The organism is Streptomyces sp. 1222.5 (assembly GCF_900105245.1).
Lineage (GTDB): Bacteria > Actinomycetota > Actinomycetes > Streptomycetales > Streptomycetaceae > Streptomyces > Streptomyces albidocamelliae.
Map to the genome: position 1 here is coordinate 4,321,975 of NZ_FNSZ01000001.1, position 26,165 is coordinate 4,348,139.

Consider the following 26,165-nt stretch of genomic DNA (forward strand, 5'->3'; position numbering starts at 1 on the left):
GGCGGATCAGGCGTCGAGCACCTGTCCGGCGCGCTTCACCACGGGAGGCAGGACACTCCACGGGAAGTTGATCCACTCATCGGTGCGCTTCCAGACGTACTCGCACTTCACGAGGGAGTGGGACTTCTCGTAGATCACCGCGGAGCGGACCTCGGCGACGGTGTCGAGGCAGAAGTCGCGCACGAGCTTGAGCGTCCTGCCGGTGTCGGCGACGTCGTCGGTGATCAGCACCTTCTTGTCGGAGAAGTCGATCACGTTGGGGACGGGCGCCAGCATGACCGGCATCTCCAGCGTGGTGCCCACACCGGTGTAGAACTCGACGTTCACGAGGTGGATGTTCTTGCAGTCCAGGGCGTACGCGAGCCCGCCCGCGACGAACACCCCGCCACGGGCGATGCTGAGCACGATGTCCGGCTCGTACCCGTCGTCGGCGATGGTCTGCGCCAGCTCGCGCACGGCGGTGCCGAACCGCTCGTACGTCAGGTTCTCCCGTACGTCACTCATGTAGTCGTCGCCCTCACACCTGGGTCCGATGGAAGTTCATGAAGGACCGCGAGGCGGTCGGCCCGCGCTGCCCCTGGTACCGCGAGCCGTACCGCTCGCTGCCGTACGGGAACTCGGCGGGCGAGGTCAGCCGGAACAGGCACAGCTGCCCGATCTTCATCCCCGGCCACAGCTTGATGGGGAGGGTGGCGAGGTTGGACAGCTCCAGCGTCACGTGCCCGCTGAAGCCCGGGTCGATGAACCCGGCGGTGGAGTGCGTGACGAGTCCCAGCCGGCCGAGCGAGCTCTTGCCCTCGAGACGCGAGGCGAGATCGTCGGGAAGCGTGATCACTTCGTACGTGGAGGCGAGCACGAACTCACCGGGGTGCAGGATGAACGGCTCGTCGCCCTCGGGCTCGACGAGCCGGGTGAGGTCCGCCTGCTCGACCGCGGGGTCGATGTGCGGGTACCGGTGGTTCTCGAACACCCGGAAGAAACGGTCCAGCCGTACATCGACGCTCGACGGCTGCACCATGGATTCGTCAAAGGGATCGATCCGCACCCGCCCGGCGTCGATCTCGGCCCGGATGTCCTTGTCTGAGAGAAGCACGTAGCGAGGATACGCAAGGCGCGCGGGGCCCCGACAATCGTGAGGACCCGCGCGCCAGGCGTTATTGCACGGTGTTGCCGCGCCACTACGGTCCGTGCGGTTACCGCTTCTCCAGGGTGACCGGCACGACGCTGCGCAGCCGGGCACACCGTGGACACCTCAGCAGCCGGCCGGGGCCGAGCCGCTCGGCCTGCTGCATCGGGAACGAAGCGGTGCTGAAGACGTGCCCGTCCGCGCAGCGGACGACGGTGCGTTCCATCAAGTCCCTTATGTCCCTTCCCCAAGACCCTCGTCGGACTTGCTCAACTGTCCGACGGCAAAAGCCACATTACGGGATCAAAGAGACGACTCTCCAGGCGGCACTCCGACCGCACCCGGACCCTCTCCCACCCGTCCACGGTACGCCCCAACTCCGGGCGCCCGCAGCCGGTTACCCCTCCCGCGGCGACTCACTCCCGCGGGGACCGGGCACCGCGGGTCCGTGATGATGTACAGTGAGCGAGCGTCCGGACATCGGGTCCCTCGGGACATGTCCGACTTACGCGGGTGTAGTTTAATGGTAGAACATCAGCTTCCCAAGCTGAGAGCGCGAGTTCGATTCTCGTCACCCGCTCCACGAAGAAGGCCCAGGTCGGAGACCGGGGCCTTTTTGCTGTGCGGGGTGGTCAGTGGCGGCGCACCGTATGTGCACACGAACGCACTGCCGTTCCGGGCAGGCCGGTGACGACGTGGCGATGTTCACCGGCTGGCCGGCGGCCGGGCACGCAGCCGGGGTTCCAGGAGATCAAGGGCCTCCTCCCGGCGGGGTACACCATGGCCGTGTCTTCGACGCCATACGGGCCCGTTGATCGCGTCCGGTTGGTGGCGTGGCTCCGCCGGGGGGCGGCGACGCCCGGCTTCGATCGCGCTCCTGCCGCATGGGGGTTCGGGATCGGCCGCTGCAGCCGCGCCTCGGCCCCGGCTGTCATCGATCACGGTCCCTGGTTTGCCCGGTATGCGCTAAGCCTTCGCACGCATGTACCACCAACATGAGCAGGCGCCTCAGTGCGAAGTTGAGACAACTCGCTCATGGCAAAGAAGCCGAACGATCACGGGACATGGGCATCATGCTGCCGGACATCGTCGACCAGGCACTCGGCCTCGTGGGCGTCGACTGGCCGAACGTGGACGAGGACGCATGCTGCCGCTCGTCGGCGTCACGGCCGTTTGACCAGAAGGGGATGAGAATCGTGCGCGTATTGAAATCGCCCGAGGCGGTGGATGTCTGGCTGTCGAATGCCGGATGGTATCCGGGACGCCGATGTGACGACCTTGCCGCTTCCGAGGTGGCGAGTGTTCTGAAGGATTTCCGTGACGACGGCGGCAGTCTCGATGTCATCACGCCCGCTCTCGCGTTCCTGCGCGAGCACATCGGTCTCGTGGCACCCCGGCACGCCTCCACCGAAGACCGGGTGGAGTTCTATCCGCGGCTCATGTACCGGGGCGCAGCAGAAGATGTTCAAGAGCTTGCCGACGGCCTGGGGAAGAAGGTCTTTCCCGTCGCGCACGACACGTACGACGGCGGGACGGTCCTCATGGACGAGGACGGGCGGTTCTTCTATCTGCACCACAGCGGTGAGTACTTCCTCGGAAATGACAAATACTCGGCGTTGATGAGTTATTCGCGGGGGTATCCGCTCGAACAGGCGGAGGACTACTATGCCTGAGAATGTTCCGATGACGGCGGCATCACGGTATCTACAGCGCCAGGAGTGTCTGCCTGACTCTGACCAGCCTGCGCGGGAGTGGGGTCGAAATCTGCCGGCGGTCGATCGGCATAGCGAAGAGTTCCCTGGATGAGGCGCTGTCGCCGATCGTTCGCGAGGTCGAAGAGGTCCTTGCGGCCAATGCCGGTGGCGCGGGCTGTGAGGTGAAGCTGACCGCAGACGTGCCCGGCGTGCATGCGGAAACCCCGGCCGGTCTGGTCAGGTTCTCAGCCCGGTTCGGGCATGTGGCCATGCAGGCCCATGAACTCGAGGTCAGCCTCCGCGTCGGAGCGGGCGCGCAGACCGGCAGCGTCCACCGACGAGTCACCGGCGCTCTGCGCGGCCTGCGGCAGATGTCCTGAGGCCTGCCGAAGCTGCGCCCGATGGCCGGGCGGGCCGGGGCAGGGTGAGGGGCCCGTCAGTCGTCCGTGCGGACCGGCATCAGGAGCGAGAAGGTGTTCTCATCGTCGGGGCGGCGGATCGTGATCGGCGTCGTGGGGGTGTCGATCTCGAGGATCAGTCGGTCCCGGGCCCCGGCGGCCAGCGCGTCCAGCAGGAACTCCCGGTTGACGGCGACACGGTTCGGGTCCGCGTCATCGTCCGTGCAAAGGGTCGCCGTACCGCCGTCCTCCACCCTGAGCACACTGAGGTCGGGCGCTCCGGCCCCTTCGGAACGGACGGGGCCGGTCTCCAGGGCCTTCCGGAAGGCCGCCACCTCGACGACGGCGCGGCGCCCCGCGACCCGGGGAAGGAGACGGCGGTAGTCGGGGAAGTCGTGGTCGAGGCACGGACCGGCCGCCTGCCTGTCCCCGCCTCCAGCGTCACGCGATCACCGTCGACGGACAGCCGCACGGGCCCCTCGCCGTCCAGCAGCGCCCGCATCGCGTCGACGAGCGGGGTGGGCACGACGACCTGCACGCGGCTCCCTTCGTGCCCGGCGATTCCGGCCCGCGCGACAGCCATGCGGTGCCGGTCGGTCGCCACGACGTGGAGTCCGTCGCCCTCGATGTCGAACAGGACCCCGGCGAGCATCGGCAGTTCGGGGGCGGTACTCGCCGCGAAACGGACCGCGTCCAGCGCGGCTGCCAGCTCGGGTGCGGCGCCGGACAGCCGGACGGTGTCGATGGGAGCGACGTCATGGCATTCTCCCGGTGATCGAGTAGAGCTCGGAGCGCGGAGAACTCGCTGCGGGCATCGGACAGTCCCTGTTCGAGACGGCACAGGTGCGCCTGGAGCAGCTTTCGGACCAGATCGGTGTCCGCGCCGGACCAGCCGGCCAGCACCAGCCTGATGTCCGGCAGCGGCATTCCGGCACGGCGCAAGCGGGCGAGCACGCGGGCCTCCTCGAGCTGCTCGGGTGCGTACCAGCGGTAGCCGCTCACGGGATCCACCCAGGCCGGGACCAGCACACCGGCACGGTCGTAGAAGCGCAGGGCGCTCACACCCAGACCGCTGTCGCGGGCCGTCTCGCCGATGCCGTGCATGTCGTTCTCCACACCCGGAACTCTGGGCCCTGTACAAGGTCGAGGGTCAACCCGGCCCGGCAGCAGGGCTCGTTGCGGCGGAGAACCCCACGCCCCATGGGATACCCCCGGGTCGGGGACCCGGGGGTGTGAGCGCCGTGCGGGCTACCGCACGTCCACGAAGTCCCCCGTCGCCTTGGCGGCCGGGGTGGTGGAGGTGCCCGCGAAGTTCCAGCGCCAGTAGCCGTCCTCGGACGCGGGGAGCGTGGTCGTCAGGGTGCCGGTGCTGGAGGGGAAGAGGGGGAACCCGCCGAGCGCGAGCGGCGGGGTGTGACTTGGGCACAGCCGTCACACAGGCCGCCCCCACACCCAGCGCACCTGTGTGCTCAGACGTCACACACGACGGCAGCCGGAAGCCGGCCGAAGGTGGCGAACGGCTGTCGTGCTGTGAAATCCGGTGGCCCGGCGTCGCCGTCCGCAACTAGCGTGCTCCGGACCGACGTTGTCCAGGCGAGGACGTGCCGTTGTACACCCTGTGAGAACCCCCGAGCGCTGATCTGTCGCGCGTCGCACCTGTGCGCCGCGCTGCTTCCTGCTGCGGACTTCTCACTGGAAACGGTGTACTTCTGTGCTCAATACCTGGGTGGTCACGCCCACCTGCCTGCCGTTCGTCCTCCGCCGCTGCCACACGTGCGCGTCGGACCGCTTCCGGGCGGACGGCAAGTTCCGTGTCAACGCGCACCACAGACTCGTCGACGTCTGGCTCCTCGTGCTCTGCTCCCTGTGCGGGGAGACCGCGAAGCTCACGGTGCTGGAGCGTACGAACGTGCGCTCCGTACGGCCCGAGCTGCTCGACCGGTTCCATGCCAACGACCCCGCCCTGGCGGCCGAACTGCTCCAGGACCCGGTGGTGCGGCGCCGCAATCGTGTCGCCCTCGACTGGGACGGCGCCTGGCGCCTCGACACCGGCGGATCGGAGCACCTGGACCGCGAGGTGATCGAGGTCTCGGTCCGCTTCGCGGCGCGGATCCCCGTCCGGCCGGTACGGCTGATCGCCGAAGGGTGCGGTCTGGCGCGGTCGGAGGTGGCGAGGCTGGCCGAGGAAGGGAAACTCGTCTCGGCCGCGCGGCTGAGCGGGCGGACCTCCGGCGACTTCGACTTCACGCTGAAGCGCTGATCCGCCTCCCACCCGACGGCGGGGCCGCGGCGTTCGATCAGGACGACGGGAGGAACGCCTGCCGGAGTGCTCATCGCCGTGGCCCGGCGTCCTCCGGGTCGCCCGGACCACCGTCGCCCGGGAGCCACTTGACCACCGCGTCGCCGCTGCCCGCCGTCCGGGTGTAGAAGGCCCTCAGTTCCTGGTGCGCGGAGGCGAAGGCACCCCATGTCTCGGACTCCGCGCTCACGCCGCCGTAGCGCGGGAGGAGTTCTCCGCGGGCGAAGTCCCACAGCGCGTCGAAGTCGGCCGTCGTCAGGAACTCGGCGACCCGGCGGGCCTGGGCCGCCGTCAGCACCCGGAGGGGAGAGCTGTGGCGGCCGGGCCGGAACACGGGGCGGCCGCCGAGCACCACCTGGGTCTGGGGCCGGTTCTCGGCGCGGTACGGGGGAGCGCCCGCGTAGATGCGCTCCTGGTCCAGGTAGCGCCGGCCCGGTGTCTCCCCGCGCGGACGGCAGGCTCGGTACCGGACCGTTCCCGCGTCTGTCTCGAAAAGCCGTTCCAGCCAGGTCGCGCTGTTGCGCAGGGCCGGAGGCGGCACCGCTCGCAGACGGAGGTACGCACTCATGCCCGTTGCAGCGCGCGGGGGCACCGAAGTATCACCCGGGCGCCGGCGGGTCAGGCCGTCGCCTCCGCCGACGCCTCCGCCGTGGTGACCGTCTCCAGCGGCTGCCGTACGACACGGCGGCGGCGGGCCGGGAGCGGGTTGGCCACGGCCCAGGCCGCGCCCTTGCAGACCAGTTCCTTGTAGAGGGCGGCCGTCCGGCCCGTGAGGGCCGCCCGGACGGCGCGGTCGTCGGCGGTGACGTACTGGATCAGGCCCTCCTTGCGGCCCAGTGAGATGCACTGGTTGAAGTAGCGCAGCGGCACGTTCGGGAGCTTTCCGCCGGTGAGGCGGGCCGCGATGGCGTCGGCGGCCTGCCATGCCATGGGCGTGCCGGACGCGCAGGACATGCGCAGCGGCTTGTCCCCGGGGCCCATCGCCAGGGCGGCGTCGCCGACGGCGTACACGTCGGGGTGCGAGACCGAGCGCATGGTCCCGTCGACCACGATCTGCCCGGCGTCGGTGACTTCCAGGGTGGTGGCCCGGGCGATCGGGTGGACGGCGAAGCCGGTGGTCCACACGGTGACCGCGGCCGGGATCGCCCCGCCCTCCGCGGTGGTGACGCGGTCCGCCTCGACGGCGGTGACGGCGGCGTGCTCGTGCGCGGTGACGCCGAGCCTGCCGAAGACCTTCCGCAGGTGCCGGCGGCCCTTGGGCGAGAGCCAGTCGCCGAGGGCGCCACGGGCGGCGAGCGCGACGTCGAGGTCCGGACGGGCCTCGGCGATCTCGGTCGCGGCCTCCAGGCCGGTGAGCCCGCCGCCGACCACGACCACGGGCTGCCCGGCGGCCAGGCCGGCCAGGCGCTCGCGCAGCCGGAGCGCTCCGGGGCGGCCGGCGATCTCGTGGGCGTGCTCGGCGGTTCCGGGGACGCCCTGGTCGTGCCAGCCGCTGCCGAGGGCGTAGACGAGGGTGTCGTACGCCAACTCCGTCCCGGCGCCGGTGCCGTGGGTGTCGTGGAGGGTGACGGTCCTGCGGTCGGCGTCGACGGCGGTCACCTTCGCGAGCCGCAGTTCGACGCCGGTGCCGGCGAACATCTCGCTCAACGGCCGGGGCCGGAGCTCCTGGCCGGTCGCGAGCTGGTGCATCCGGACGCGCTCGACGAAGTCGGGTTCGGCGTTGACGAGCGTGATGGCGACGTCCTCGCGGTGCAGCCGCTTGGCGAGGCGCCCGGCGGCGATGGCTCCGGCGTATCCGGCTCCGAGGACGACGATGCGGTGCTGCATGTCCCTGCTCCTGTCTTCAGCGGATTCCCCCCTTGAACCGGGCGGCCCGCCGATTCCTGACAGGTGCGGGGTGTGAAGCAGGTCACATGACGGTCAGAAGGCCTTGAACAGGGGCTCTCCGTGGTCGGTGGCCGCCCAGCGGCGCGTCGCGCGGGCGAGCTTGTCGGGGTTGACCTGGTTGCGGAACGCGGCGATGCCGTCGGAGGTGATCTCCAGGCACATGACGCCGACGACGCGGCCGTCGAGGACCGCCACGACGGCGGGTTCGCCGTTGGCGGTCGTGACGTGGACGTCGGGCGAGCCGCCGGTCAGGGCGCGCTTGGCCGCGCCGGGCTTGAACAGGCCCCGCATGAACTTCGCCACCGCGAGGGCGCCCTCGAACGCCTTGGTGCGGGCCGGGATCTTGCCGCCGCCGTCGCCGATCGCGACGGCGTCCTGTGTGAGCAGCCGTACGAGCGGCTCGGTCCTGCCGCTGGTGGCGGCCGCGAGGAACTCGTCGATGATCCGCCGGGCGGCGGCCTCGTCGATCTCGGTGCGGGCCTTGCCGCCCGCCACGTGCTTCTTGGCGCGGTGGAAGATCTGCTGGCTGGCCGCCTCGGTGATGTCCAGGATCTCGGCGATCTCCCGGTGCGGGTAGTCGAAGGCCTCCCGCAGCACGTACACCGCCCGCTCGTTGGGGGACAGCCGCTCCAGTACGGCCATGACGGCGTACGACACCGATTCACGCTGTTCGGCGGTGTCGGCCGGGCCGAGCATCGGGTCCCCGGCGAGCAGCGGCTCGGGGAGCCACTGGCCCACGTAGGTCTCGCGCCGCGCACGGGCCGAAGTGAGCTGGTTGAGACAGAGGTTGGTGAGCACCTTGGTCAGCCAGGCCTCGGGGACCTCGATGCGGTCGGTGTCGGCGGCCTGCCAGCGCAGGAACGTCTCCTGCGCCGCGTCCTCGGCCTCGCTCGCGGAGCCGAGGAGGCGGTAGGCGATGGCCTCCAGGCGGGGCCTGGCGGTCTCGAACCGGTCCACGTCCTTCACGGTCAGCGCCATGGCCCGGATCCTAGCCCCCGTGGCACGCGGCGGCCTCGGCCGGCGGGGGCCCGGCGGGGGAGGCGCGGGGCGCGGGGGCGGCTATCTGCCGGGCAGGTGCGGATGGCGGCCGCGGTGGGCGGTGGATGCGCGGCACAGGGCGATGACCGCCGCGTCGTCGTCCAGACGGCCGCCGACGTGGGCGAGGAGATCCCGCCGGACGCAGTGCAGCAGCTTCTCGGGACCGCTGGCGGCCCACTGGACGATGCGTTCCGCGAGCGGATAGAAGGCGCCGGCGGCGTTCCGGGCCTCGATGACGCCGTCGGTGTAGAGCAGCAGGGTGTCCCCGGGCTGGAAGGAGAACACGTCGACGGCGAACTCCGCGGGCCCTGGTCCCCTGACGCCGAGCGGCAGCGCGGGGTGCACGGGGACCGTGACGGCGCTGCCGTGGCTGAGCAGCAGCGGCGGCGGGTGCCCGCAGCTGATGACCCGCGTGACGTGGCCCGCCTCGGGGACCTCGACCAGCAGCGCGGTGGCGAACCGTTCCCCGGCTTCCTCCTCGGGCTCCAGGCCGGCGAGGTTCCGGGTCATGCTCTGTTCCAGGGCCATGGCGAGTTTCTGCAGGTCCTCGTGCTGGTGGGCGGCCTCTCGGAATGCTCCGATCAGCAGGGCGGCCTCCCCGATGGCGGTCAGGCCCTTGCCCCGCACGTCACCGATCAGGACGCGCACGCCGTTGTCGGTGGAGGTGGCGGCGTAGAGGTCGCCGCCGATCTGCGCCTCGTCCTCGGCCGCCAGGTACAGGCAGGCGATCCTCAGGGGGCCGATCTGCTCCGGCAGCGGCCACAGCAGGACGTGCTGGGTGGCCTCGGCGACGGAGCGCACACGGGCCAGCTGGTGACGGTGACGCTCGCGGATCACGCAGAAGAACACGATGAGGGCCGACAGCACCGCCAGGGCGAGGATCTGCACCAGCACGTTGCGCGTGAACAGCACGTCGAAGTGCCAGCCGATGTACGCCTGCGCCCCCACCGCCAGGAAGCCGACCAGCCCGGTCAGCCAGGGCCCGGCGAAGGAGGCGGTGATGGCGGGGGCGATCACCAGCAGCGGACCCAGGTGGATGTCCGCCGGGACGAGCTGGTCCACCACGGTGATCACGACGATGAGCACGATCGGGATCACCAGCAGCGCGTGTCTCCGCTGCCACTGCGGCTCCATACGGTCCCGTATTCGCCGAATGTCCACGTATCCCACCCTGCACCGTCTTGGACGCTGTCTCTACCGGTGCCCGGCGTACGCACCCGCCCGGCGGACACGCACGGTGGCCGACGTGATCAAGGTCATGTCCGTGTGCTGTGCATCCAGGACAACCATTTTCGGACTTCACCCGTCACCTGTGCGTACCGAATCCCCACGCCCTCCCCCGCTCGCAAGGACCCCGATGCGTCTCTCCTCCCCCGCCCTCAAGGTGCTCGCCGTCGCCACGCTCCCGCTGGCCCTGGCCGCCTGCTCCTCCGGTTCCGGCACGTCCTCCTCCGACAGCGCCCCGTCCGCGGGTCCGTCCGCGAAATCGGCCGCGCCCAAGTCCCCGGCCGCCGAGCTGCCGACGGGTACCGAACTGAAGAAGGCCCTGGCGCCCGCGTCGTACTTCCCGTCCGGTTTCGCCGTGGACGCCGGTTTCAGCCGGGACACCGGGGACGACTTCCAGCCGCAGACCACCAAGAGCGCCGCCAAGCCGCGCTGCGCCGACCTCGGCGCCACCGGCTGGATCGGGCTGACCGGCATCGACGGCGTGTCGTTCGCGCAGAACTCGTACATCAACGACGCCCGGACCACCGAACTCGACCAGGAGATCGACGCCTACCGCGACTCGGCCGCCGCGGACGTGATGAAGGGCCTGGCGAAGGTCGTCACCGCCTGCCCCGGCTACCCGGACTCCGACACCGGCGGCAAGGTGAAGGTCACCGGCGCCCCGACGGGCGGCCTCGGCGACGAGGCGTACACCATCACGCTCACCAATCCGGCCTGGGAGAACGGCACCACGCTGGTCGCCGCCCGCGTGGGCACCGCCGTCGTGAGCGTGCTCTCCACGGAGGGCGACGACAACGGCGCCGCGAGCGGGAAGAAGCTGACCGCCCACATCGTGGCGTCCCTCGAGAAGCAGGGCACGCAGCAGGGCTGACGGAACGCCGGCGGCGCGGCGGGGCCGGCGGGGCTCAGGCCGCCTGGCGCGGATCCGGCCTGAGCACGGCGAACACCGCCCCGGCCGGATCGGTCAGCCAGGCGATGCGGCCGACGTCCGGGACGGTCGCCGCCGGCATCAGCACCGTCCCGCCGTTGCCCTCCACGGCGGCCACGAGGGCGTCCACGTCGGCGACGGCGAAGTACGGCACCCAGCGCGCGTCCTCCTGGCCGGCCTGGAGCGGGGCCACGCCCCCGAAGGCGCTCTCCTGCCGGTCGCCCTCCTTGATGCTGAGCACCTGGTACGTCATCCCGGGCGCCCGCATCTCCTCGGCCCGCCAGCCGAACAGGCCGCGGTAGAAGGCGATCGCCGCCGCCGGGTCGCCCACGTGCAGCTCGACCCAGACCAGCGTGTCGTCCTCGGAGGCCTTCTCCAGGCCCTGCCGGGAGTGCAGTACGGCGAACTGCGCGCCCTGCGGGTCGGTGAACTGGGCCATGGACGCCTCGCCCATGTTCACCGGTTCGGCACGGACCGTGCCGCCGCCGGACGCCACGTCACGCGCGGTCGCCGCGGCGTCCTCGGTGCTGAAGTACGTCATCCACGCGGACCGGGCGCCCTCCTCGGTCAGCGGTCCGAGGCCGGCCACGGTCGCGCCGTCCTTCTGGAAGAAGCCGTAACCGCCGCCCTCCGGGCCGGCCGAGGCGAACCGCCAGCCGAAGACGGCGCCGTAGAAGGCGGCGGCCTCGTCCGGGTCCGGACTGCCCAGGTCGATCCAGATGGGCGAGCCGGTGCGGAATTCTGTGCCGAGCATGCGTTTCCTCCTGCCGGTCCGGTGCGGAGCCGCCCGCCACTATGCCGACCGGCGGGGCGCGGTGCGGTGCGTCGGCCCGTACGACCCGGCGGGTTCACCCGGCCGGGGAAGGCCGTGCGGGCACGGCTGACCGGACACGGGAGCCCGGAGAATCTGCGCAGGAGTGCCACACGGGCTGCACACAGACTTTCGAAAGGATCGTTAGCGTGACTGGTCGCTCGATCTCCTGACGAGCGTGACCAGGCCGTGGCCCCGGGCGGGGCCGACGGCGCAGTCCACCCAGGAAGACCGCGCATGGACTACTGCTCCTCGTGCCGCCGGCACCTCAACGGCGCCCTGGTGTGTCCCGGATGCGGCGCGTACGCCCCCGACATCGCACCGCCCCTCGCCGGTCCGGCCCGGCACACCGGCGGCTTCGAGGCCCGGTACGCCGGCCCGCCGGCCGAGGACACGGCACACCGGGACGCCTTCGGCGCAACGGTCTTCGAGCCGTCGCCGGACACCGGCGCGGCACCGGTGGCCGGTCTCGCGTCCGACGCCGGTGTCGCGGCCGAGTACGAGGCCGATGTCGAGGACGCGCCCACCGCGCCGGCCACGCCGAACGGACGGGCGGCCCGGCGCCGGCAGTTGGCCCGCTGGAAGAAAAGCAAGCGCCGGGCGGCGGTCGCGACGGCGTTCGCGATCGTCGGCGGCGGTCTGACCCTCGCCACGATGGACCGGAACTCCGGCGACCGGGCGCAGGCCGCCACCGCGCCGGACCACCGGAGCATGGGCGTGGCCGACGAACAGTCGGTCGAGCCCACCCGCCCGGCGTCCACGCCCCCCGCCCCGCACCGGCCGGACCGCGCCGCCACCCCCACCGCGCACCCGCCGGCCACCAACGCGCCGCGCGAGCAGACCCTGTCCGCCGCGCCCCGCACCGCTGTGCGGGACAGCCGGCCGCAGGCCGCCGAGGCGCCGCGGGCGGTCGTGCACGCCGCCCCGCAGCCGCGGTCCGACGCCGGTGCGGCCTCCGACGGCACGACCGCGGCACCGGCGCCGGCATCGACCCCCGCCACCTCCACCGGCGGCTCCACCGGCGGCTCCCCCGGCGGCTCCACCGGCGGCACGGACTCCGGGACGCCCGCGACGGCCCCGGCCCCGGCCTCGACCTCGCCCACGCAGCTCTGCCTCGTCCTGCTCTGCATCGGCTGACCGGCCGCGGCACCCGGCCGGGTGCCGCCGCTAGGAGGTCCGGGTCAGCGTCTTCGGCGATCCCTCGGCCTGCGCGCCCTCGGCGTCCAGGGTGAGGGTGCCGGACCCGCTCATGCCGAGGCTGTAGACGTTTCCGCGGCCGCACAGCACGCCGGACGACGGATCCGTGGGTTTGCCCGTGGCGGCCTCGAACACCATGGAGTCACGGTGGACCTCGCGCAGGAGCAGTGTCTCGGTGCAGCCGACCTCCCGGCCGGTGCCGGCCTCGCTGATCCTGCTGACCTGCCGCCCGACCAGCTCGCCCCGCTTCGCCGCGTGCAGGGTCAGGGTGACGGAGACACCGCTGGTCGGTGCGTGCAGGACGCCGTCGGCCGCGCCGCTGCCCGGCCCCCTGCCCTTCCAGGTGCCGTACCAGGAGGCGGGCAGGGCGGCGACGGAAGCGGAGACGCCGGGGCTGGATGAGGGCCGGTGCCCGCCGTTCCCGCCGGAGCCGCCGCCCGTGTGCGTGACGACGGCGGCGACGACGGCCACGACCGCTACCGCGACGACGCCGGCCACGGCGGCACGCGGCCGCGCGCGGTGGACGGGAGCGGCGCCGGGGTACGGGTGCCCGGCCGGAGCCGGCACCGGGACGGGCGGCCCGAAGCCGGCCGGCGCCGAGGGCATCCCGCCCATGGCCGCCGGCGCCCCTCCCGGGACCGGGGGACGCACGGGTGGACGCTCGAGAGTCTCCCGCAACTCCGCTTCCCGGCGCTCCAGTTCGGGCTCCAGGCCGGCCGGCGGGGCGTCCGCCCAGCGGGTGCCGCCGAGCCGGTCGAGGAGTTCCCCGGCGGTGGGCCGTTCGGCGGGCGACTTGTGCAGACAGGCGGTCAGCAGCCCGGCCAGGGCGGGCGGTACGGCGGACAGGTCGGGGCGTTCGTGCACGACCCGGTACAGCAGCCCGGCCGCCGAGGGGTCCTCACCGGGGTGCAGGAAGGGCCCCGCGCCGGTCGCCGCGTACACCAGGACCCCGCCGAGCGCGAAGACGTCACCGGGCTCGGCCGAGACGCCGCCGGTGATCTGCTCCGGCGCGAGGTAACCGGGTGAGCCGATGACTCCGCCCGTGCGGGTGTGCCGTGTGTCGTCGACCGCGCGGGCGATGCCGAAGTCGATGAGCCGCGGGTGGTGCCGGGCGAGCAGCACGTTGGACGGCTTGACGTCCCGGTGGACGAGGCCGGCCCGGTGCACCGCCCGCAACGCGTCGGCGAGTTCGGCACCGAGCGCCCGCAGCGCGGGCTCGGGCAGCGGTCCGTGGCGCCGCACCCACTCCGCGAGGGAGGGAGCAGCGACGTACTCCGTGGCCAGCCACTGGGGCCGCTGCCCGGGCGGGCTGAAGTCCACGACGGAGACGGTCCACGGCGAGCGCACGCGGTCGCTGCTGGCGATCTCCCGGGCGAAGCGCTGCTCGAAGCCCGGGTCGTCGCCGAACTCGGCACGCACCGTCTTGAGCGCCAGCGCCCGGCCGGACGGGGTGCGGGAGAGGAAGACCTGCCCCATGCCACCGGCCCCGAGCCGCGCGAGCAGCGGATACCCCCCGACAGCCGGCGGATCGCCGGGATCCGGGCTTCTCATCGTCGTCTCCGAACGGCCCCCGCTGCCGACGTTCGCATGGGCTCACCCTACCCATGGCCCCTGCACCCCGGTCGGCCCGCGGGGAGCGGGGGCGGCCGGTGCCGGGCTGATCCGTCCGTCCCGCTCGTCACCGGCCCCGCCCCGGTACCGCACCGTCGTGCCAGGGCGGGCCCGTGTCCGCTCGTCCGTGTCCGTGTCCGTGTCCGTCGCCCGGGACCGCCCGGGGGCCGGACGGGATCAGAACTCCTCGTCCTCGTCGACCGACTTCACCGGGCGGGACCGGCCCGGCTCGGGGAGGCGGGCCATCTCGTCGCGGACGACCAGCACGTCACCGATGAACAGGTCATAGACCAGGATGCCGATGACACCGCCGATCAACGGCCCGACGATCGGGATCCACCAGTAGGCGCTGAACGCGCCGGAGACACTCCCTGGGAACGCCAGGCTGTCCCAGCCCGCCGCGTAGGTGAACAGGCGCGGCCCCAAGTCACGGGCGGGATTGATGGCGTAGCCCGCGTTCGCGCCGTACGACATGCCGATCGCGGCGACGATGAAGCCCACGATGAGCGGCGCGAGGTTGGCCTTGACGGCCTGGTTACGGATGTCGAGGACGGCGGCGATCCCCATCAGCAGGAAGGCCGTACCGGCGATCTGGTCGATCAGGGGCCCCCAGACGCCGCCGTGGAAGTACGGGGCCGGGAAGGTCGCGAAGATGGAGAACGTAGCGTTCGTGTGCCCGTTCACCTTCGGTCCCTGGACGGTGGCGTCGAAGGCGTCGATCGCGTTGTGGTAGACGAGGTAGACCAGTGCCGCGCCGGTGAACGCGCCGATGACCTGCGAGAGGATGAACGGCAGGACCTTGGCCCAGGAAAAGCCGCGGCGCACGGCCATGGCGAGGGTCACCGCCGGATTGAGATGGGCGCCGCTGACGCCGCCGGCGACGTACACGCCGAGCATGACGGCCATGGCCCAGCCCCAGGTGATCAGCAGCCAGTCACCGGCCGCCAGGAAGATCGTGGTCGTGGTCGCGGCACGGCCGGAGCCGGGCAGCGCGGCGACCGCCATGGCGACCACGCCACAGCCGAAGGAGATGAGGACGAAGGTCCCGAGGAACTCCGCCAGGCACTCGCCCAGCAGCCCTCCCCGGCTTCTGAGCCGGGACGGCTTGATGAGCGAAGGGATTTCGACAGCCATTGAGGCCCCCTTGAAGAGAGCAATGCGGCCAATATGGACCATATTGGCCCACAAACTCACTCCACGCAGGATGACAGGGCTGCGTCAGCTGTCGAGGTCGTCCGCGTAGTGCCGGAACCCGTGCCGGTCCTGGTGCATGCCCCACAGGGTCTCCGCGAGCACCACGGGGTCCTTGCGGGTGTGTCCGGCCACGATCGCGCCGGGGATCACCAGCTGGGCGACGTGGATGCCCTCGCCCGCCAGCCGGTCGTGGAGCAGATGCCCGTAGGCGCTCTCCGCGGCGAAGGCGATCGAGGTGCCGGCCCGCTCGGGGTGCGGCACGGCGGCGCTGCCCCCGTTGACGAACAGGATGGTCCCGCGCCCGAGCCGGCGCATTCCGGGCAGCACCTGCTGCACGGCGGCGACGGGTCCGTACACGGAGAACTCGATCGGCCCCACGAGGTCCCGGTGTCCCGTGTCCAGCACGGGCCGCATGAAGTCGCGGTGCGGGACGGGGCTGTACTGCAGCACCTCGACGGTGCCGAGCGCGCGGTCGGCGGCGTCCAGGGCCGCGACCAGTTCCTCCGGCCTGCGCACGTCGGCCGGGAACCCGTGCGCGGTGACGCCCTCGTCCGCGAGGCCGCCGACGAGCTCGTCCAGCCGCCGCCGGTCACGGGCGACGAGGGCGACGTCGTACCCCTCCCGCCCGAACCGGCGTGCGACGGCGGCCCCCAGTCCGGGCCCGGCCCCGACGATCGCGATGCTGCTCATGTCCAGCATCCGTACCGCGCCGGACCCGGTCGCACACCCGATCGGGCCGGCGCCGCGGCAGCTAGGCCGGGGCCCGGGTGCCGACGGCCGCGGCGGACGGGACCGCCCGGGCGGCTCGGATGCGGGCCTCCTGGGAGCGGCTGACGGCGAGGACCGCGAACACGCCGGCGACGGCGGCGCCGATCACGGCCACGTCACTCGCGAGCAGCGGCCAGACCTCGGTGTAGGCGCGGGCGATGAGCTCGTCGGTGGTGTCGCGGGCCACGATGCCGACGCCGCTGACCATGCCGATCAGCCACAGCCCCCACCACACCTCGACGGAGACGGGCACCTTCCGGCCGGGCTCGCCGGCCCGGAACGCGTCGACGACGATGCCCCGCGGGAACCAGAAGCTGACGAGCGGGAAGAACCATCCGAGGACCACCCAGATCCCGAGGTAGCGGGGCGGCTGCCCCGACAGGGCGCGCGCGTTGTCCCGCAGCAGCCACAGCCAGGACACGAAGAGCAGCCCGCAGACGACGACGGCACCACCGGCGAGCGAGCTGACGGCGTGGTACGAGTTCTCCAGCGCGTTGAGCGGCCGGTGCACGCCCTCGCCCTGGTCCGGCGGTCCGGAGGCCGGCTCCCCGGCCAGGGAGAGCCGGAACTCCCACACGGCCCGCATCGCCCAGGCGGCCCCGGCGAGCAGCAGTCCCCCGACCGCCAGCCGCGCCGACGGCCGGACCGGCCGGAAGGCGGGGAGCTGAGCAGCCTGCTTGTTCACATGTTCGGTCACCGGGTCATCCTCGCCCACCCGCGGCCGGGGCCACCAGGGTGAACCTCACCACCGCCCGCCTCAGCGCAGGGCGGTCCGGCCCATGTCGACGGCACGCAGGGCGCGCTCCACCGTCTCGTCGTTCTCGCCGACGGGGGCCACGTAGTCCAGGACGTCCCGCGCGGCGTCCGTCCCGAGCGTCCGGTCGATCACCCAGGCGGCGAGGTGCTGCGACGCCAGGCAGCCGCCCGCGGTGGCGATGTTCCCCTCCGAGTGGAACGGCGCGTCCAGCACGGTGACGCCCCGGGCCTCGACGAAGGGCCGGCTCGTCCGGTCCGTGCAGGCGGGCATGCCGTTCAGCAGCCCCAGCCGGGCGAGGACGAGCGCGCCGGAGCACTGGGCGCCGATCAGCTGGCGCGACGGGTCGAGCGGCAGCCGGGAGATCAGCCGGTCGTCGGCGACGACGTCCCGGGTCCGCACCCCGCTGCCGATCAGCACCACGTCGGCCTCGGTGACGAACTCCAGCGGGCGCTGCCCGGTCACCTCGACGCCGTTCATGGAGGTGACCACCGGCGTCGGTGTGGTGACGAAGGTCTCCAGGCCGTCCCTGCGGCACCGGTTGATCAGCGCCGAGGCGATGAAGCTGTCGAGCTCTTTGGACCCGTCAGGCGCGGCCCGGGTCAGGCCATCCAGAAGAAGACCGCCGTCATGCGCTTCTCCTCCAGCGTCCGGCCGAAGTAGCCGGTCGCGCTGTGCACGAGGTTGGCGTTGTAGAGGAGCAGGCGGTTGTACCGGTGCGGGACGCGGACGTCCTCCTCGAAGGCGTCCGGGGTGACGAAGCGGGTGCCGAGCGCCTCGACGAGGTTGGTGTGGGGGGCTTGGACGACGTTGCCGCCGAGCCGTCCGCCGGGCAGATGCTGGCGGTAGAAGCTGGTGCCGCAGTCCTTGGGCACGTCCGGGTTGAGATAGAGCACGGCCGCGTACCGGCACAGCGCCCGCGAGTCGGTGTGCGGGCGGGGCTCGCTCTCGCCCTCGCCGACCACCTGCACGCAGTTGTGGTTGAGGGTCCCGCCGCCGGGCGCCCGCTGCACCCACAGCTCTTCGGCGCCGGTGGCCGACTTCACCAGCCTTTCCACCCGGGCGAGTTCGCCCGGCTCCAGGCCCGGCATGGCTCGCAGGCCCGGCCAGGTCTCGGAGGTGTACGGGTGGCCCTTCACCCAGTCGTCCTTGGCCAGGCACCGCTCCCGTACGGCGTCGACGCCGGGCAGGACGTCGTCCAGCACCCAGTAGTCGCGTCCCTTGGTGGGCTTGCGGTAGGGCAGCACGGGCAGCGCTGCCGGCATCCGGGGAGGTGGCTGCGGGGGCATGCGGCGAATCTAGGCCCGGGTCCGGCCCGGCTCTCCCGGGCAGAGGTCAACATTTCCTCAACCGTCTGCCATCTACACCAACAACTGGCAAGCCCGTTCCGCCGCGGCGGACTTCAGCAGTTTTTACCTGCGCAACAGAGAAGAATCGCGTCGGCGTCCGTACTGCTGTGTGTCCCACCCGCCCACGCCGCTGCCGTGGGCCGGATCCACGACCGGGCAGGAGGCACGGTGCGCTTTTCGCGGAATGCGACGGGAACTCTCTTCGTGGGCGGTGCGATGGCCCTCACCCTCGCGGCACTCGCCTACCCGAGCATGCTCGGTCTGAGCACGACGGCCACCGCCCAGGACCGCATCATCGCCAACACCCAGTGGGGACCGCTCACCGAGCAGGACCGGGACTTCGTGGTGAAGGTGCGGGCGGCCGGGCTGTGGGAGTACCCGCTCGGGCAGATCGGCCTGCAGAAGGGCGCCTCCAAGGGGGTCAAGACGGCCAGCGAGCACCTGGTCGACGGGCACGCGGCACTCGACGCCTCCTGCCGCAAGATCGCGCCCATGCTGAACATCACGCTGCCCAATGTGGCGAGTCCGCAGCAGGAGGGCTTCGTCACCCAGCTGAAGGGCGAGACGGGCAAGCAGTTCGACACCGACTTCGCCAACATCCTGCGCATGACGCACGGTTCGATCTTCAACGCCATCGCGAAGATCCGCTCCACGACCAAGAACTCGCTGGTCCGTGCGCTCGCCGACCAGGCGAACGACACGGTGCTGGACCACATGACGGTGATGGAGAAGACCGGTCTGGTCGACTTCGACCAGACCCTCTTCAACCAGACCACCCCGCCGAAGCTGCCCTCCTCCGACCTCACTCCGCCGGCGCCGCCCGCGGGCCAGCCGGAGATCGTGCTCACGCCGCCGCCGACCGCCACGTCCACCCCGCTGGACCTGAGCGGCGCCATCGGCGGCGGCGCGAACCCCGGCACCACCCCGGCACCCAACCCCAGCCCGACCGTGGGCTAGGGCCCCTAGGCGAGCCAGACCGTGGCGTCCGGCGGCAGGATCCCGCCTCCGGGCAGCTGCGTGCTGCTCAGCAGGACCTCGCCCGCCGGCAGCGGCACCGGGGCGGGGGTCGTATTGGTGACACAGCGCCAGGCCTCGGTGCGGGTGAAGTCCAGGACCCCGTCGGGGGCGTCGGCCGTCCAGGTCAGCGTCTCCCCCTCCAGCAGCTTGCGGCGCATGCGCAGGGCGGTGCGGTACAGCTCCAGGGTGGAGCCCTCCGTGCCGTCCTGCGCGTCGACGGCGTACGACGCGAAGGACGGCGGCTGCGGCAGCCAGGCGCCGCCGGTCCCGAAGCCGTACGACGGTCCGTCCGTCGTCCACGGCAGCGGCACCCGGCAGCCGTCGCGGCCCTTGCGGACATGGCCGGTCTGCTCCCAGATCGGGTCCCGCAGGACCTCGGTGGGCAGGTCGGCCACCTCGGGCAGGCCCAGCTCCTCACCCTGGTAGAGGTACGACGATCCGGGCAGCGCCAGCATCAGCAGCGTCGCGGCCCGGGCCCGGCGCAGACCGGACTCCGTGTCGATCGCGGGCGCGTTGCCGCCCGACAGCAGCCAGGCTCCCGGGTCGGTGCCGGGCGGCAGCATCAGCCGGGAGGCGTGGCGGACGACGTCGTGGTTGGAGAGCACCCAGGTCGCGGAGGCGCCGACGGCACGGGCCGCGGCCAGCGACTCCGTGATGACCTGCCGCAACTCCCCGGCGTCCCAGCCGGTCTCCAGGTACTCGAAGTTGAAGGCCTGGTCGAGTTCGCCGGGGCGGGCGTACAGGGCGCGGCGGCCGCCCGGTACCCAGGCCTCGGCGACGGCGGTGCGCGGCGGGCTGTACGCGTCGAGGACCGTGCGCCAGTCGCGGTAGATCTCGTGCACCTCGTCGCGGTCCCAGTACGGGTGGCTGCCCGGAGCGACGCGCAGCAGGGCCTCCTCGCCGGTGGCGCCGATGCCGCCGATGTCCCGCAGCGGTTCGGCGAGGTCCTTGGCCAGGCCGTGGGCGACGTCGACGCGGAAGCCGTCGACGCCCCGCTCGGACCAGAAGCGCAGGGTGGCCCGGAAGTCGGCGCGGACCTCCTCGTTGCCCCAGTCGAGGTCGGGCTGCTCGGGGGCGAAGAGGTGCAGGTACCACTCGCCGTCCGGGGTGCGCCGCCAGGCGCTGCCCCCGAAGACGGACTGCCAGTCGGTGGGCGGGAGCTCGCCGTGCGGGCCGCGGCCGGGACGGAAGACGTAGCGGGCCCGGGCCGGGGAGCCGGGGGCGGACCGCAGGGCCTCCTGGAACCAGGGGTGCAGATGGGAGGTGTGGTTGGGGACGAGGTCGACGACGACCTTCAGGCCGAGCCGGTGGGCCTCGCCGACCAGCGCGTCGAAGTCGTCCAGGGTGCCTAGGCGCGGGTCGACGTCCCGGTGGTCGGCGACGTCGTAGCCGCCGTCGGCCAGTTCGGAGGGGTAGAAGGGGCTCAGCCACAGCGCGTCGACGCCGAGCGTGGCGAGGTGGTTCAGGCGCCGGGCGACACCCCGGAGGTCGCCGAGGCCGTCGCCGTCGGCGTCGGCGAAGCTGCGCGGATAGACCTGGTAGACGACGGCCTGGCGCCACCAGTCGGGGTTCCTGGACGAGAGGTCTGCCATACGGGATCCCTTCGGGAAGGACGACACCAGGGAATCTGTCCTCATTGCCCGGAAAGGGAACATTGGGGTTCGGTCCGCCGGAACGGCACGCGCGGCGAACCGCGCCGGCCGGAAGCGCTAAGGGCGTTCCACCGTCTCCAGGTACAGCTTCACCCAGCGCTCCACGTCCACCTCCAACGCCACGTCCACCAGAGCCTGTTCACGGCGGCCCTCGTGGATCTCGGACTCTCCGGGGCGCGGCCGGCGGTCCACGATCGTCTGGCCGCGGGACGGGCCCGGGGCGAGGGAGACCTCGACCGGGAGCAGGCGCGTGGTGAGGCCCTGTGGGTCGGCCACCGCGCACACCGCGCCCGCGTCGCCGAGGCCGCCCGCCTCCTCCGCCTCCGGCTCCTCGCCCTGGGTGGTGGGCCGGTGCGCGAGCAGGTCGCCGGCCAGTCGGGTGCCGGGCTCGGTGCTCGCGCGCAGCCGGTGCACCTCGCCGGCGGGGACGACGACCCGCATGAAGACGTCCAGGCCGTACATCGTGATCGGTACCCCGGCGGTGAGCAGGACCGCCGCTGCCTCCGGGTCGTGCCAGACGTTGAACTCGGCGACCGGTGTGGCGTTGCCGGTGGCCACCGCACCGCCCATGAACACGATCCGCTCGATGTTGCGGGTCACCTCGGGGTGGGTGCGCAGCAGCAGGGCGATGTTGGTCAGGGGCGCGGTCGGGATCAGGGTGACGGGGCGCGGGGAGGCGAGGATCTCGCGGCGCAGCAGGGTCACGGCGTCCTCGGCGGCCGGCGCCCTGGTGGGTGCGGGCAGGCCGAGGTCGCCCATGCCGTCGCTGCCGTGCACATGGCGGGCGGAGCGGGCCGGTTCGAGCAGCGGGCGTTCGGCGCCGCGGCCCACCGGGATGTCGGGCGCGCCCGCCCGCTCCAGCACGGTCAGGGTGTTGCGGACCACCCCGTCGACGTCCGTGTTCCCGGCCACGCAGGTCACCGCCCGGAGGTCCAGGCCCGGGTGGCGTACGGCGAACAGCAGGGCCAGGGCGTCGTCGACGCCGGTGTCGCAGTCGATGATCACGGGGATGGGCTGACCGGTCACGGCGGACTCCTTCCGTCGTGCCGACCTTAAGGCAGGCCGGCGCGCCGTGACCGGTACCGCTCGGCCACCGGACGGCCGTCACTCCCACAGGGCGGTGCCGCGGGCGGCGACCCGGCCGGCGATCCGGCCGAGCAGGTCCGCCACGGGCAGCGCGCCGACGCGGCGGCCGTCCCGCAGACGCAGGGCGGCCAGGCCGCTCCCGGCCTCCCGGGAGCCGATCACCGCCTGGTACGGCACCAGGCGGGCCGCGCGGACGCGGGCGGCCAGGGTGCCGTGTCCGGGGCCGGCGAGTTCGGCGCGCAGGCCCCGCGCGACGGCCTGCCGGACCAGGGCCGCCGCCTGCTCCGCCTGCTCCTCCGCGACCGGCAGCACGACCAGCTGGACGGGCGCCAGCCAGGCCGGGAAGGCGCCGCCGTGCGCCTCGATCAGATGGGCCACCGCCCGCTCGACGCTGCCGATGACGCTGCGGTGGACCATCACCGGGCGGTGCCTGGCGCCGTCGGCGCCGGTGTAGCGCAGGTCGAAGCGGGCCGGCTGGTGGAAGTCGATCTGCACGGTGGACAGGGTGGACTCGCGGCCCGCCGGGTCCGCGATCTGCACGTCGATCTTGGGGCCGTAGAAGGCGGCCTCGCCCTCCGCCTCCTCGTACGCCACCCCGGCCTCGGCGAGGACCTCCCTCAGCAGCGCGGTCGCCCGGCTCCACAGCCCGGGGTCGGCGACGTACTTGCCGTCCCGGCCGGGCAGCGAGAGGCGGTGGCGCACGGCCTCGATGCCCAGGTCGGCGTAGGCGCGGGCGATCAGCTCCAGGGCGGCGCGGGCCTCGTCGACGACCTGGTCGGGGGTGCAGAAGACGTGCGCGTCGTTGAGCTGGATCGCGCGGACCCGGGTGAGGCCGCCCAGGACGCCGGACAGCTCGGCGCGGTACATGGTGCCCAGCTCGGCGATGCGCAGCGGCAGTTCGTGGTGGCTGTGCGGGCGGGAGCGGTAGATCAGGGCGTGGTGGGGGCAGAGGCTCGGGCGCAGGACGGCCTCCTCCGCGCCGAGCCTCATCGGCGGGAACATGTCGTCGCTGTAGTGCTCCCAGTGCCCCGAGAGTTCGTACAGCTCCCGTTTGCCGAGCGCGGGCGAGTACACGTGGCGGTAGCCGGCGGCGCGTTCCTCCTCCCGGACGTACTCCTCCAGGGTGTGCCGGACGACCGCCCCGTCGGGCAGCCAGTAGGGCAGGCCGGCGCCCATCAGCGGGTCGGTGCCGAAGAGGCCGAGTTCGCGTCCGAGGCGGCGGTGGTCGGGCAGCGGGTCGTTCATGGCGGGGCTCCTCGTCGGACGGGGGCGAGGGACCGGGCGGCGGACACGCCGAAGCCCCGGGGCGCTCGCCCCGGGGCTTCGATGCTGGTCAGGTGTCAGCGCGCCGGGACGGTCTCCGGCGTCGTCGTGCTCGACGGGCACTGCGGGGCGCGCTGCATACGGCGGACGGTAGCAGCGGCCCCGGGGCGGGGCGACGGGTTTTCTGCCGGGTGCGCCTCGGGCGCCGCGTCCGCGTGGGTCCGGCCGCCGCGGCGGCTCACCCGTACGGCCCCGGAGCGCTGGTGGGGCGGTCGGGGCGGTGGTGCCGTGAGAGCAGGCACCCCCCACCGGCATCCCGTCGGCCCCGACCGGCACCCAGCCCAGGAGACACCCGATGACCGCCGAGATACGCCCCCGTGGCCTCCTCCTCGCCCTGACCGCCGCCGGACTGCTCGCGGTCGGCGGCTGCGCGGCCCTCGGCCTGCGGCACCCGGCGGCCGCGCCGCACCCCTTCCCGACGATCGACGCGCCGGTCCAGGCGCCCAAGGCGTCCACCAAGGCCGGGGGTTCCACGCTCAGCGACCAGCAGGCGCAGGCCGCGCTCATCACCCAGTCGGACCTCGGCGCCCTCTGGACCCCGACCCGCGGCGCGGCCACCTGGCGGGACGGTCTGCTGAAGGCGACCACCAGCGCCGGCGAGTGCCAGCGGCTGCTGGACGCCCTGTACAGCGACGAACTCCTCGGCGCCCCCGCCCGCCTGGCCGTGGGCCTGGACGACGCCGACACCGACGCCCAGCTGCGCTACCAGATCGGCGCGCGCCGGCCGGCGGACGTCGACGCCACGCTCGCCTGGCTGCGGACGATGCCCGCCAAGTGTGCTGACTTCATGGCCACCTCCGAGACCGGGCTCACGGAGGAGGTGCAGGTCATGGAGGCCCCGCTGCCCGAGGTCGGGGACGCCCGCCAGGGCCTGCGCATCCTCGTCGGCGCCACGTCCCAGGACGAGGAGGAGCGGTACGTGCTCACCATCGACCTGGCCGCCGTCCGGGTCGGCGAGGACTCCTTCGCGCTCACCAACGCGGGCCTCGGCGACGTACCGAACGACGCCACCCAGGCCGCCGTCCAGATGGGTGCGCTGCGCCTGGCGGACGTCCACCGGCAGGGCCGCGTCCAGATCTGAGGCGGGTGCCCGCCGGCGCCACCGGGCGGCCCGTCCGTCTCACAGCGGTGGCTGGGCAGGTGCCGGTCCGAGGGTGGTGGTGCCGGGCGCCGTGCGGTGGCCGAGGCCGGTGCGGTAGGCGTCCAGCGCCGCCTCGACACGGCCCGTGCGGCGCAGCAGGTCGCCCAGCAGGCGGCACAGGTCGGCCAGGTCACCCGCGGCACCCGCGCGTTCGAGGAGGCTGAGGGCGCGCACGTAGTGCTCCTCGGCCGCCTCGGTGTCCCGGGTGTCCTCGGCGATGATGCCGAGGAGGCGGTGCGCGCCGGCGGCGTGCACGGCGCCGCGTTCGGAGGAGAAGTCGCCGAGGACGCCCTCCAGCAGTCCGGCGGCCTCGGCGGACTTGCCGCGGCGGTGCAGCACGTCGGCCAGTTCGACCGCGGCCTGGCTGCGGTACAGGGCCGCCCGGGTCTCCGAGAGCATGGCGAGCGCCTGGCGCAGCTCGTCCTCCGCCCGTTCCAGCTCGCCGTCCTGGGCGTAGACGTACCCGCGCATCCAGTGGCAGTTGGCCAGCTCGGTGCGCAGCTGGAGCTGGCGGTAGAGCTCGGCAGCCTTGGCGAGGGAGGCGTCGGCCTCGGCGACCCGGCCCTCGGCGAGCAGGGTGCGGGCGACCGAGCGGTGCATCCGGGCGATCAGCGCCGGGTCGGCGGCCTGCGGGGCGAGCGCGAGGGCGAACTCGGCGGCCTGGGCGGCGCGGGCGTGGGCGCCCATGTCCATGTAGGGGCCGATGACGCTGGCGTAGAGCAGGAGGAGGGCGTCGGGGTCGTGCAGCCCGCCCCGGTTCAGTTCGTCCAGGGTGGACTCCAGCAGGTAGACGGCGTACCGGAGTTCGCCCGCGAGGTAGTGGGAGACGGCCCGGCCGCGCACCGCGGGGACCCGCACCGGCAGCGATTCCCCGGCCAGACGTTCCTCGGCCCGCTCGAAGCACTCGCGGGCGCTGCCCAGCTCGCCCGTCTCCAGCGCGCACTCGCCGAGGCCGAGCAGCGCGGTGGCCTGTTCGCAGGCGAGGCCGTGCGACTCGGCCTCCGCGAGCAGGGCCGCGTACTGCGCGGCCGCGTCCTCCGCCCGGCCGTCGGCGAGCAGGCGCTGCGCCTCGGTGAGCCGCAGCCGCAGGTCGGTGGCGAGGTGGGCGGGGCGGCCCACGGACAGCTCCTCGAAGGCCACGCCGAGCCGGCCGGCGATGTGCCGCAGCGCCTCGTCGGAGGCCCGGACCCGGCCCGCCTCCAGGGTGGAGATGTAGGCCGGTGTGTACGCCGGCTCCGCCAGCTGCCGCTGTGTCAGGCCCCGTTGGGCGCGCAAGTGCTGCACGCGCCGCCCGATGACCTGCGGATCGTCCCGTTCGCGCATCCCCCGACTCCCAACTGACCTGGTCCCTCTTGCCGTTCGGCTCTCGAAGCCCCTAGGTTAAACGGCGGATTAAGCCTGCTTAATACATCGCTGTCGTGTTGCGAGGTCGCCGTGCCCGGACGTACATCCGCACCCTACGGACGCCCCACCCCCGAACTCACCCCCGCACGGCTGCGGATGAACGGCGGCACTCCCGCCGCCCGGGCGGTCGCGGCGGCCGTGATCGCCGCGGCGGCCCTCATTCTCGCGGCGAACGCCGGGCCCGCCCGCGCGACGGACACCGCCCCCGCACCGGCGCCCGCGGCCGTCCAGCACGTCCACCCCTGAGCACTCCCCGCGGCG

25 protein-coding genes, 1 tRNA gene and 2 pseudogenes are annotated in these 26,165 nt (G+C 72.9%); 8 read left to right on the forward strand and 20 right to left on the reverse strand.

Going from position 1 to position 26,165, the window contains the following annotated elements; all coding sequences use genetic code 11:
• Positions 1 to 6: 6 nt before the first annotated feature.
• From BLW57_RS19360 to BLW57_RS41455, 3 genes are all read right to left on the reverse strand, one after another.
• On the reverse strand, positions 7 to 504 hold the full coding sequence (locus BLW57_RS19360) for a phosphoribosyltransferase (RefSeq protein WP_093476108.1): 498 nt from the start codon (positions 502 to 504) through the stop codon (positions 7 to 9).
• A 13-nt stretch (positions 505 to 517) separates the two neighbouring features.
• Positions 518 to 1,093, reverse strand: a complete 576-nt coding sequence (dcd, locus tag BLW57_RS19365; protein WP_093476110.1) for a dCTP deaminase — start codon at positions 1,091 to 1,093, stop codon at positions 518 to 520.
• Positions 1,094 to 1,193: 100 nt separating this feature from the next.
• Positions 1,194 to 1,352 carry a hypothetical protein gene (locus tag BLW57_RS41455; protein WP_167549290.1) on the reverse strand — a complete coding sequence of 53 codons (159 nt, stop codon included), beginning with the start codon at positions 1,350 to 1,352 and terminating at the stop codon, positions 1,194 to 1,196.
• 283 nt (positions 1,353 to 1,635) lie between these two features.
• Here BLW57_RS41455 and BLW57_RS19370 point away from each other — a divergent pair.
• Positions 1,636 to 1,709: transfer RNA gene (locus BLW57_RS19370), tRNA-Gly, on the forward strand.
• A 481-nt stretch (positions 1,710 to 2,190) separates the two neighbouring features.
• Positions 2,191 to 2,799, forward strand: a complete 609-nt coding sequence (locus BLW57_RS19375) for an SUKH-3 domain-containing protein (protein WP_256339530.1) — start codon at positions 2,191 to 2,193, stop codon at positions 2,797 to 2,799.
• Between the two features lie 457 nt (positions 2,800 to 3,256).
• Here BLW57_RS19375 and BLW57_RS19385 read toward each other — a convergent pair.
• Positions 3,257 to 4,322 (reverse strand): annotated as a pseudogene (locus BLW57_RS19385) (MerR family transcriptional regulator).
• 144 nt (positions 4,323 to 4,466) lie between these two features.
• Positions 4,467 to 4,592, reverse strand: a pseudogene (locus BLW57_RS42385) (calcium-binding protein); the annotation flags it as partial.
• A 337-nt stretch (positions 4,593 to 4,929) separates the two neighbouring features.
• On the opposite strand from BLW57_RS42385, the gene BLW57_RS19390 reads away from it, so the two are divergent.
• Positions 4,930 to 5,478, forward strand: coding sequence for a DUF1062 domain-containing protein (locus BLW57_RS19390; RefSeq protein WP_093476113.1), 549 nt, complete (start codon positions 4,930 to 4,932; stop codon positions 5,476 to 5,478).
• Between the two features lie 70 nt (positions 5,479 to 5,548).
• Here the strand turns inward: BLW57_RS19390 and BLW57_RS19395 are convergent, their stop codons facing one another.
• From BLW57_RS19395 to BLW57_RS19410, 4 genes are all read right to left on the reverse strand, one after another.
• Positions 5,549 to 6,085, reverse strand: coding sequence for a DUF1877 family protein (locus BLW57_RS19395; RefSeq protein WP_093476114.1), 537 nt, complete (start codon positions 6,083 to 6,085; stop codon positions 5,549 to 5,551).
• Between the two features lie 50 nt (positions 6,086 to 6,135).
• A complete protein-coding gene (locus BLW57_RS19400; protein ID WP_093476116.1) occupies positions 6,136 to 7,344 on the reverse strand; it encodes an NAD(P)/FAD-dependent oxidoreductase in 1,209 nt (402 codons plus the stop codon).
• Between the two features lie 93 nt (positions 7,345 to 7,437).
• Entirely contained in the window at positions 7,438 to 8,382 is a 945-nt protein-coding gene (sigJ, locus tag BLW57_RS19405; protein WP_093476117.1) for an RNA polymerase sigma factor SigJ, read from the reverse strand.
• A gap of 81 nt (positions 8,383 to 8,463) precedes the next feature.
• A complete protein-coding gene (locus BLW57_RS19410) occupies positions 8,464 to 9,603 on the reverse strand; it encodes a PP2C family protein-serine/threonine phosphatase (RefSeq protein WP_371127798.1) in 1,140 nt (379 codons plus the stop codon).
• A 196-nt stretch (positions 9,604 to 9,799) separates the two neighbouring features.
• Here BLW57_RS19410 and BLW57_RS19415 point away from each other — a divergent pair, with 196 nt between their 5' ends.
• A complete protein-coding gene (locus tag BLW57_RS19415; protein WP_093476120.1) occupies positions 9,800 to 10,540 on the forward strand; it encodes a hypothetical protein in 741 nt (246 codons plus the stop codon).
• A gap of 34 nt (positions 10,541 to 10,574) precedes the next feature.
• Here BLW57_RS19415 and BLW57_RS19420 read toward each other — a convergent pair whose 3' ends face one another.
• The gene (locus tag BLW57_RS19420) at positions 10,575 to 11,351 is read right to left on the reverse strand and encodes a VOC family protein (protein WP_093476122.1); all 777 of its coding nucleotides are present in this window, start codon (positions 11,349 to 11,351) and stop codon (positions 10,575 to 10,577) included.
• A 294-nt stretch (positions 11,352 to 11,645) separates the two neighbouring features.
• Between BLW57_RS19420 and BLW57_RS19425 the strand changes: the two genes are divergently transcribed.
• Positions 11,646 to 12,545, forward strand: a complete 900-nt coding sequence (locus BLW57_RS19425) for an SCO2400 family protein (protein WP_093476123.1) — start codon at positions 11,646 to 11,648, stop codon at positions 12,543 to 12,545.
• 30 nt (positions 12,546 to 12,575) lie between these two features.
• Here the strand turns inward: BLW57_RS19425 and BLW57_RS19430 are convergent, their stop codons facing one another.
• From BLW57_RS19430 to BLW57_RS19455, 6 genes are all read right to left on the reverse strand, one after another.
• Entirely contained in the window at positions 12,576 to 14,156 is a 1,581-nt protein-coding gene (locus BLW57_RS19430) for a serine/threonine-protein kinase (protein ID WP_093476125.1), read from the reverse strand.
• A 237-nt stretch (positions 14,157 to 14,393) separates the two neighbouring features.
• Positions 14,394 to 15,350, reverse strand: a complete 957-nt coding sequence (locus BLW57_RS19435) for an MIP/aquaporin family protein (protein ID WP_093476126.1) — start codon at positions 15,348 to 15,350, stop codon at positions 14,394 to 14,396.
• A gap of 84 nt (positions 15,351 to 15,434) precedes the next feature.
• Positions 15,435 to 16,100, reverse strand: coding sequence for an SDR family NAD(P)-dependent oxidoreductase (locus BLW57_RS19440; protein WP_176985653.1), 666 nt, complete (start codon positions 16,098 to 16,100; stop codon positions 15,435 to 15,437).
• A gap of 61 nt (positions 16,101 to 16,161) precedes the next feature.
• A complete protein-coding gene (locus BLW57_RS19445; protein WP_256339531.1) occupies positions 16,162 to 16,875 on the reverse strand; it encodes a DUF4328 domain-containing protein in 714 nt (237 codons plus the stop codon).
• Positions 16,876 to 16,935: 60 nt separating this feature from the next.
• Complete coding sequence (locus tag BLW57_RS19450) at positions 16,936 to 17,424, reverse strand: type 1 glutamine amidotransferase family protein (RefSeq protein ID WP_256339532.1); 489 nt, start codon at positions 17,422 to 17,424, stop codon at positions 16,936 to 16,938.
• Positions 17,425 to 17,534: 110 nt separating this feature from the next.
• Complete coding sequence (locus tag BLW57_RS19455) at positions 17,535 to 18,221, reverse strand: DUF6445 family protein (RefSeq protein WP_093476129.1); 687 nt, start codon at positions 18,219 to 18,221, stop codon at positions 17,535 to 17,537.
• A gap of 276 nt (positions 18,222 to 18,497) precedes the next feature.
• On the opposite strand from BLW57_RS19455, the gene BLW57_RS19460 reads away from it, so the two are divergent.
• Positions 18,498 to 19,238: a DUF4142 domain-containing protein gene (locus BLW57_RS19460; protein WP_371127861.1), complete on the forward strand. Its 741-nt coding sequence runs from the start codon at positions 18,498 to 18,500 to the stop codon at positions 19,236 to 19,238.
• Between the two features lie 5 nt (positions 19,239 to 19,243).
• On the opposite strand, the gene BLW57_RS19465 is transcribed toward BLW57_RS19460, so the two are convergent.
• The 3 genes from BLW57_RS19465 to thrS all read right to left on the reverse strand — a co-directional run bounded on the left by BLW57_RS19465 (position 19,244) and on the right by thrS (position 23,281).
• Entirely contained in the window at positions 19,244 to 20,890 is a 1,647-nt protein-coding gene (locus BLW57_RS19465; protein ID WP_093476132.1) for a glycoside hydrolase family 13 protein, read from the reverse strand.
• A 117-nt stretch (positions 20,891 to 21,007) separates the two neighbouring features.
• Positions 21,008 to 21,976: a nucleoside hydrolase gene (locus BLW57_RS19470; RefSeq protein WP_093476134.1), complete on the reverse strand. Its 969-nt coding sequence runs from the start codon at positions 21,974 to 21,976 to the stop codon at positions 21,008 to 21,010.
• Positions 21,977 to 22,054: 78 nt separating this feature from the next.
• Entirely contained in the window at positions 22,055 to 23,281 is a 1,227-nt protein-coding gene (gene thrS, locus BLW57_RS19475) for a threonine--tRNA ligase (protein WP_093476135.1), read from the reverse strand.
• Between the two features lie 373 nt (positions 23,282 to 23,654).
• Between thrS and BLW57_RS19480 the strand changes: the two genes are divergently transcribed.
• Positions 23,655 to 24,440 (forward strand): hypothetical protein, encoded by a 786-nt coding sequence (locus BLW57_RS19480; protein WP_093476137.1) that lies wholly within the window; start codon positions 23,655 to 23,657, stop codon positions 24,438 to 24,440.
• 39 nt (positions 24,441 to 24,479) lie between these two features.
• Here BLW57_RS19480 and BLW57_RS19485 read toward each other — a convergent pair whose 3' ends face one another.
• Positions 24,480 to 25,823, reverse strand: a complete 1,344-nt coding sequence (locus BLW57_RS19485; protein WP_093476138.1) for a helix-turn-helix domain-containing protein — start codon at positions 25,821 to 25,823, stop codon at positions 24,480 to 24,482.
• Between the two features lie 111 nt (positions 25,824 to 25,934).
• On the opposite strand from BLW57_RS19485, the gene BLW57_RS40945 reads away from it, so the two are divergent.
• Positions 25,935 to 26,150 carry a hypothetical protein gene (locus BLW57_RS40945; protein WP_143050215.1) on the forward strand — a complete coding sequence of 72 codons (216 nt, stop codon included), beginning with the start codon at positions 25,935 to 25,937 and terminating at the stop codon, positions 26,148 to 26,150.
• The last annotated feature ends 15 nt before the right edge of the window (positions 26,151 to 26,165 follow it).

Bases quoted from the DNA above. Each gene is read 5' to 3' on its own strand.
- BLW57_RS19360 (WP_093476108.1), bottom strand. From the start codon at position 504: ATGAGTGACGTACGGGAGAACCTGACGTACGAGCGGTTCGGCACCGCC.
- BLW57_RS41455 (WP_167549290.1), bottom strand. From the start codon at position 1,352: ATGGAACGCACCGTCGTCCGCTGCGCGGACGGGCACGTCTTCAGCACC.
- BLW57_RS19375 (WP_256339530.1), top strand. From the start codon at position 2,191: ATGGGCATCATGCTGCCGGACATCGTCGACCAGGCACTCGGCCTCGTG.
- BLW57_RS19395 (WP_093476114.1), bottom strand. From the start codon at position 6,085: ATGAGTGCGTACCTCCGTCTGCGAGCGGTGCCGCCTCCGGCCCTGCGC.
- BLW57_RS19400 (WP_093476116.1), bottom strand. From the start codon at position 7,344: ATGCAGCACCGCATCGTCGTCCTCGGAGCCGGATACGCCGGAGCCATC.
- sigJ (WP_093476117.1), bottom strand. From the start codon at position 8,382: ATGGCGCTGACCGTGAAGGACGTGGACCGGTTCGAGACCGCCAGGCCC.
- BLW57_RS19415 (WP_093476120.1), top strand. From the start codon at position 9,800: ATGCGTCTCTCCTCCCCCGCCCTCAAGGTGCTCGCCGTCGCCACGCTC.
- BLW57_RS19420 (WP_093476122.1), bottom strand. From the start codon at position 11,351: ATGCTCGGCACAGAATTCCGCACCGGCTCGCCCATCTGGATCGACCTG.
- BLW57_RS19425 (WP_093476123.1), top strand. From the start codon at position 11,646: ATGGACTACTGCTCCTCGTGCCGCCGGCACCTCAACGGCGCCCTGGTG.
- BLW57_RS19430 (WP_093476125.1), bottom strand. From the start codon at position 14,156: ATGAGAAGCCCGGATCCCGGCGATCCGCCGGCTGTCGGGGGGTATCCG.
- BLW57_RS19435 (WP_093476126.1), bottom strand. From the start codon at position 15,350: ATGGCTGTCGAAATCCCTTCGCTCATCAAGCCGTCCCGGCTCAGAAGC.
- BLW57_RS19440 (WP_176985653.1), bottom strand. From the start codon at position 16,100: ATGAGCAGCATCGCGATCGTCGGGGCCGGGCCCGGACTGGGGGCCGCC.
- BLW57_RS19455 (WP_093476129.1), bottom strand. From the start codon at position 18,221: ATGCCCCCGCAGCCACCTCCCCGGATGCCGGCAGCGCTGCCCGTGCTG.
- BLW57_RS19460 (WP_371127861.1), top strand. From the start codon at position 18,498: ATGGCCCTCACCCTCGCGGCACTCGCCTACCCGAGCATGCTCGGTCTG.
- BLW57_RS19465 (WP_093476132.1), bottom strand. From the start codon at position 20,890: ATGGCAGACCTCTCGTCCAGGAACCCCGACTGGTGGCGCCAGGCCGTC.
- thrS (WP_093476135.1), bottom strand. From the start codon at position 23,281: ATGAACGACCCGCTGCCCGACCACCGCCGCCTCGGACGCGAACTCGGC.
- BLW57_RS19480 (WP_093476137.1), top strand. From the start codon at position 23,655: ATGACCGCCGAGATACGCCCCCGTGGCCTCCTCCTCGCCCTGACCGCC.
- BLW57_RS19485 (WP_093476138.1), bottom strand. From the start codon at position 25,823: ATGCGCGAACGGGACGATCCGCAGGTCATCGGGCGGCGCGTGCAGCAC.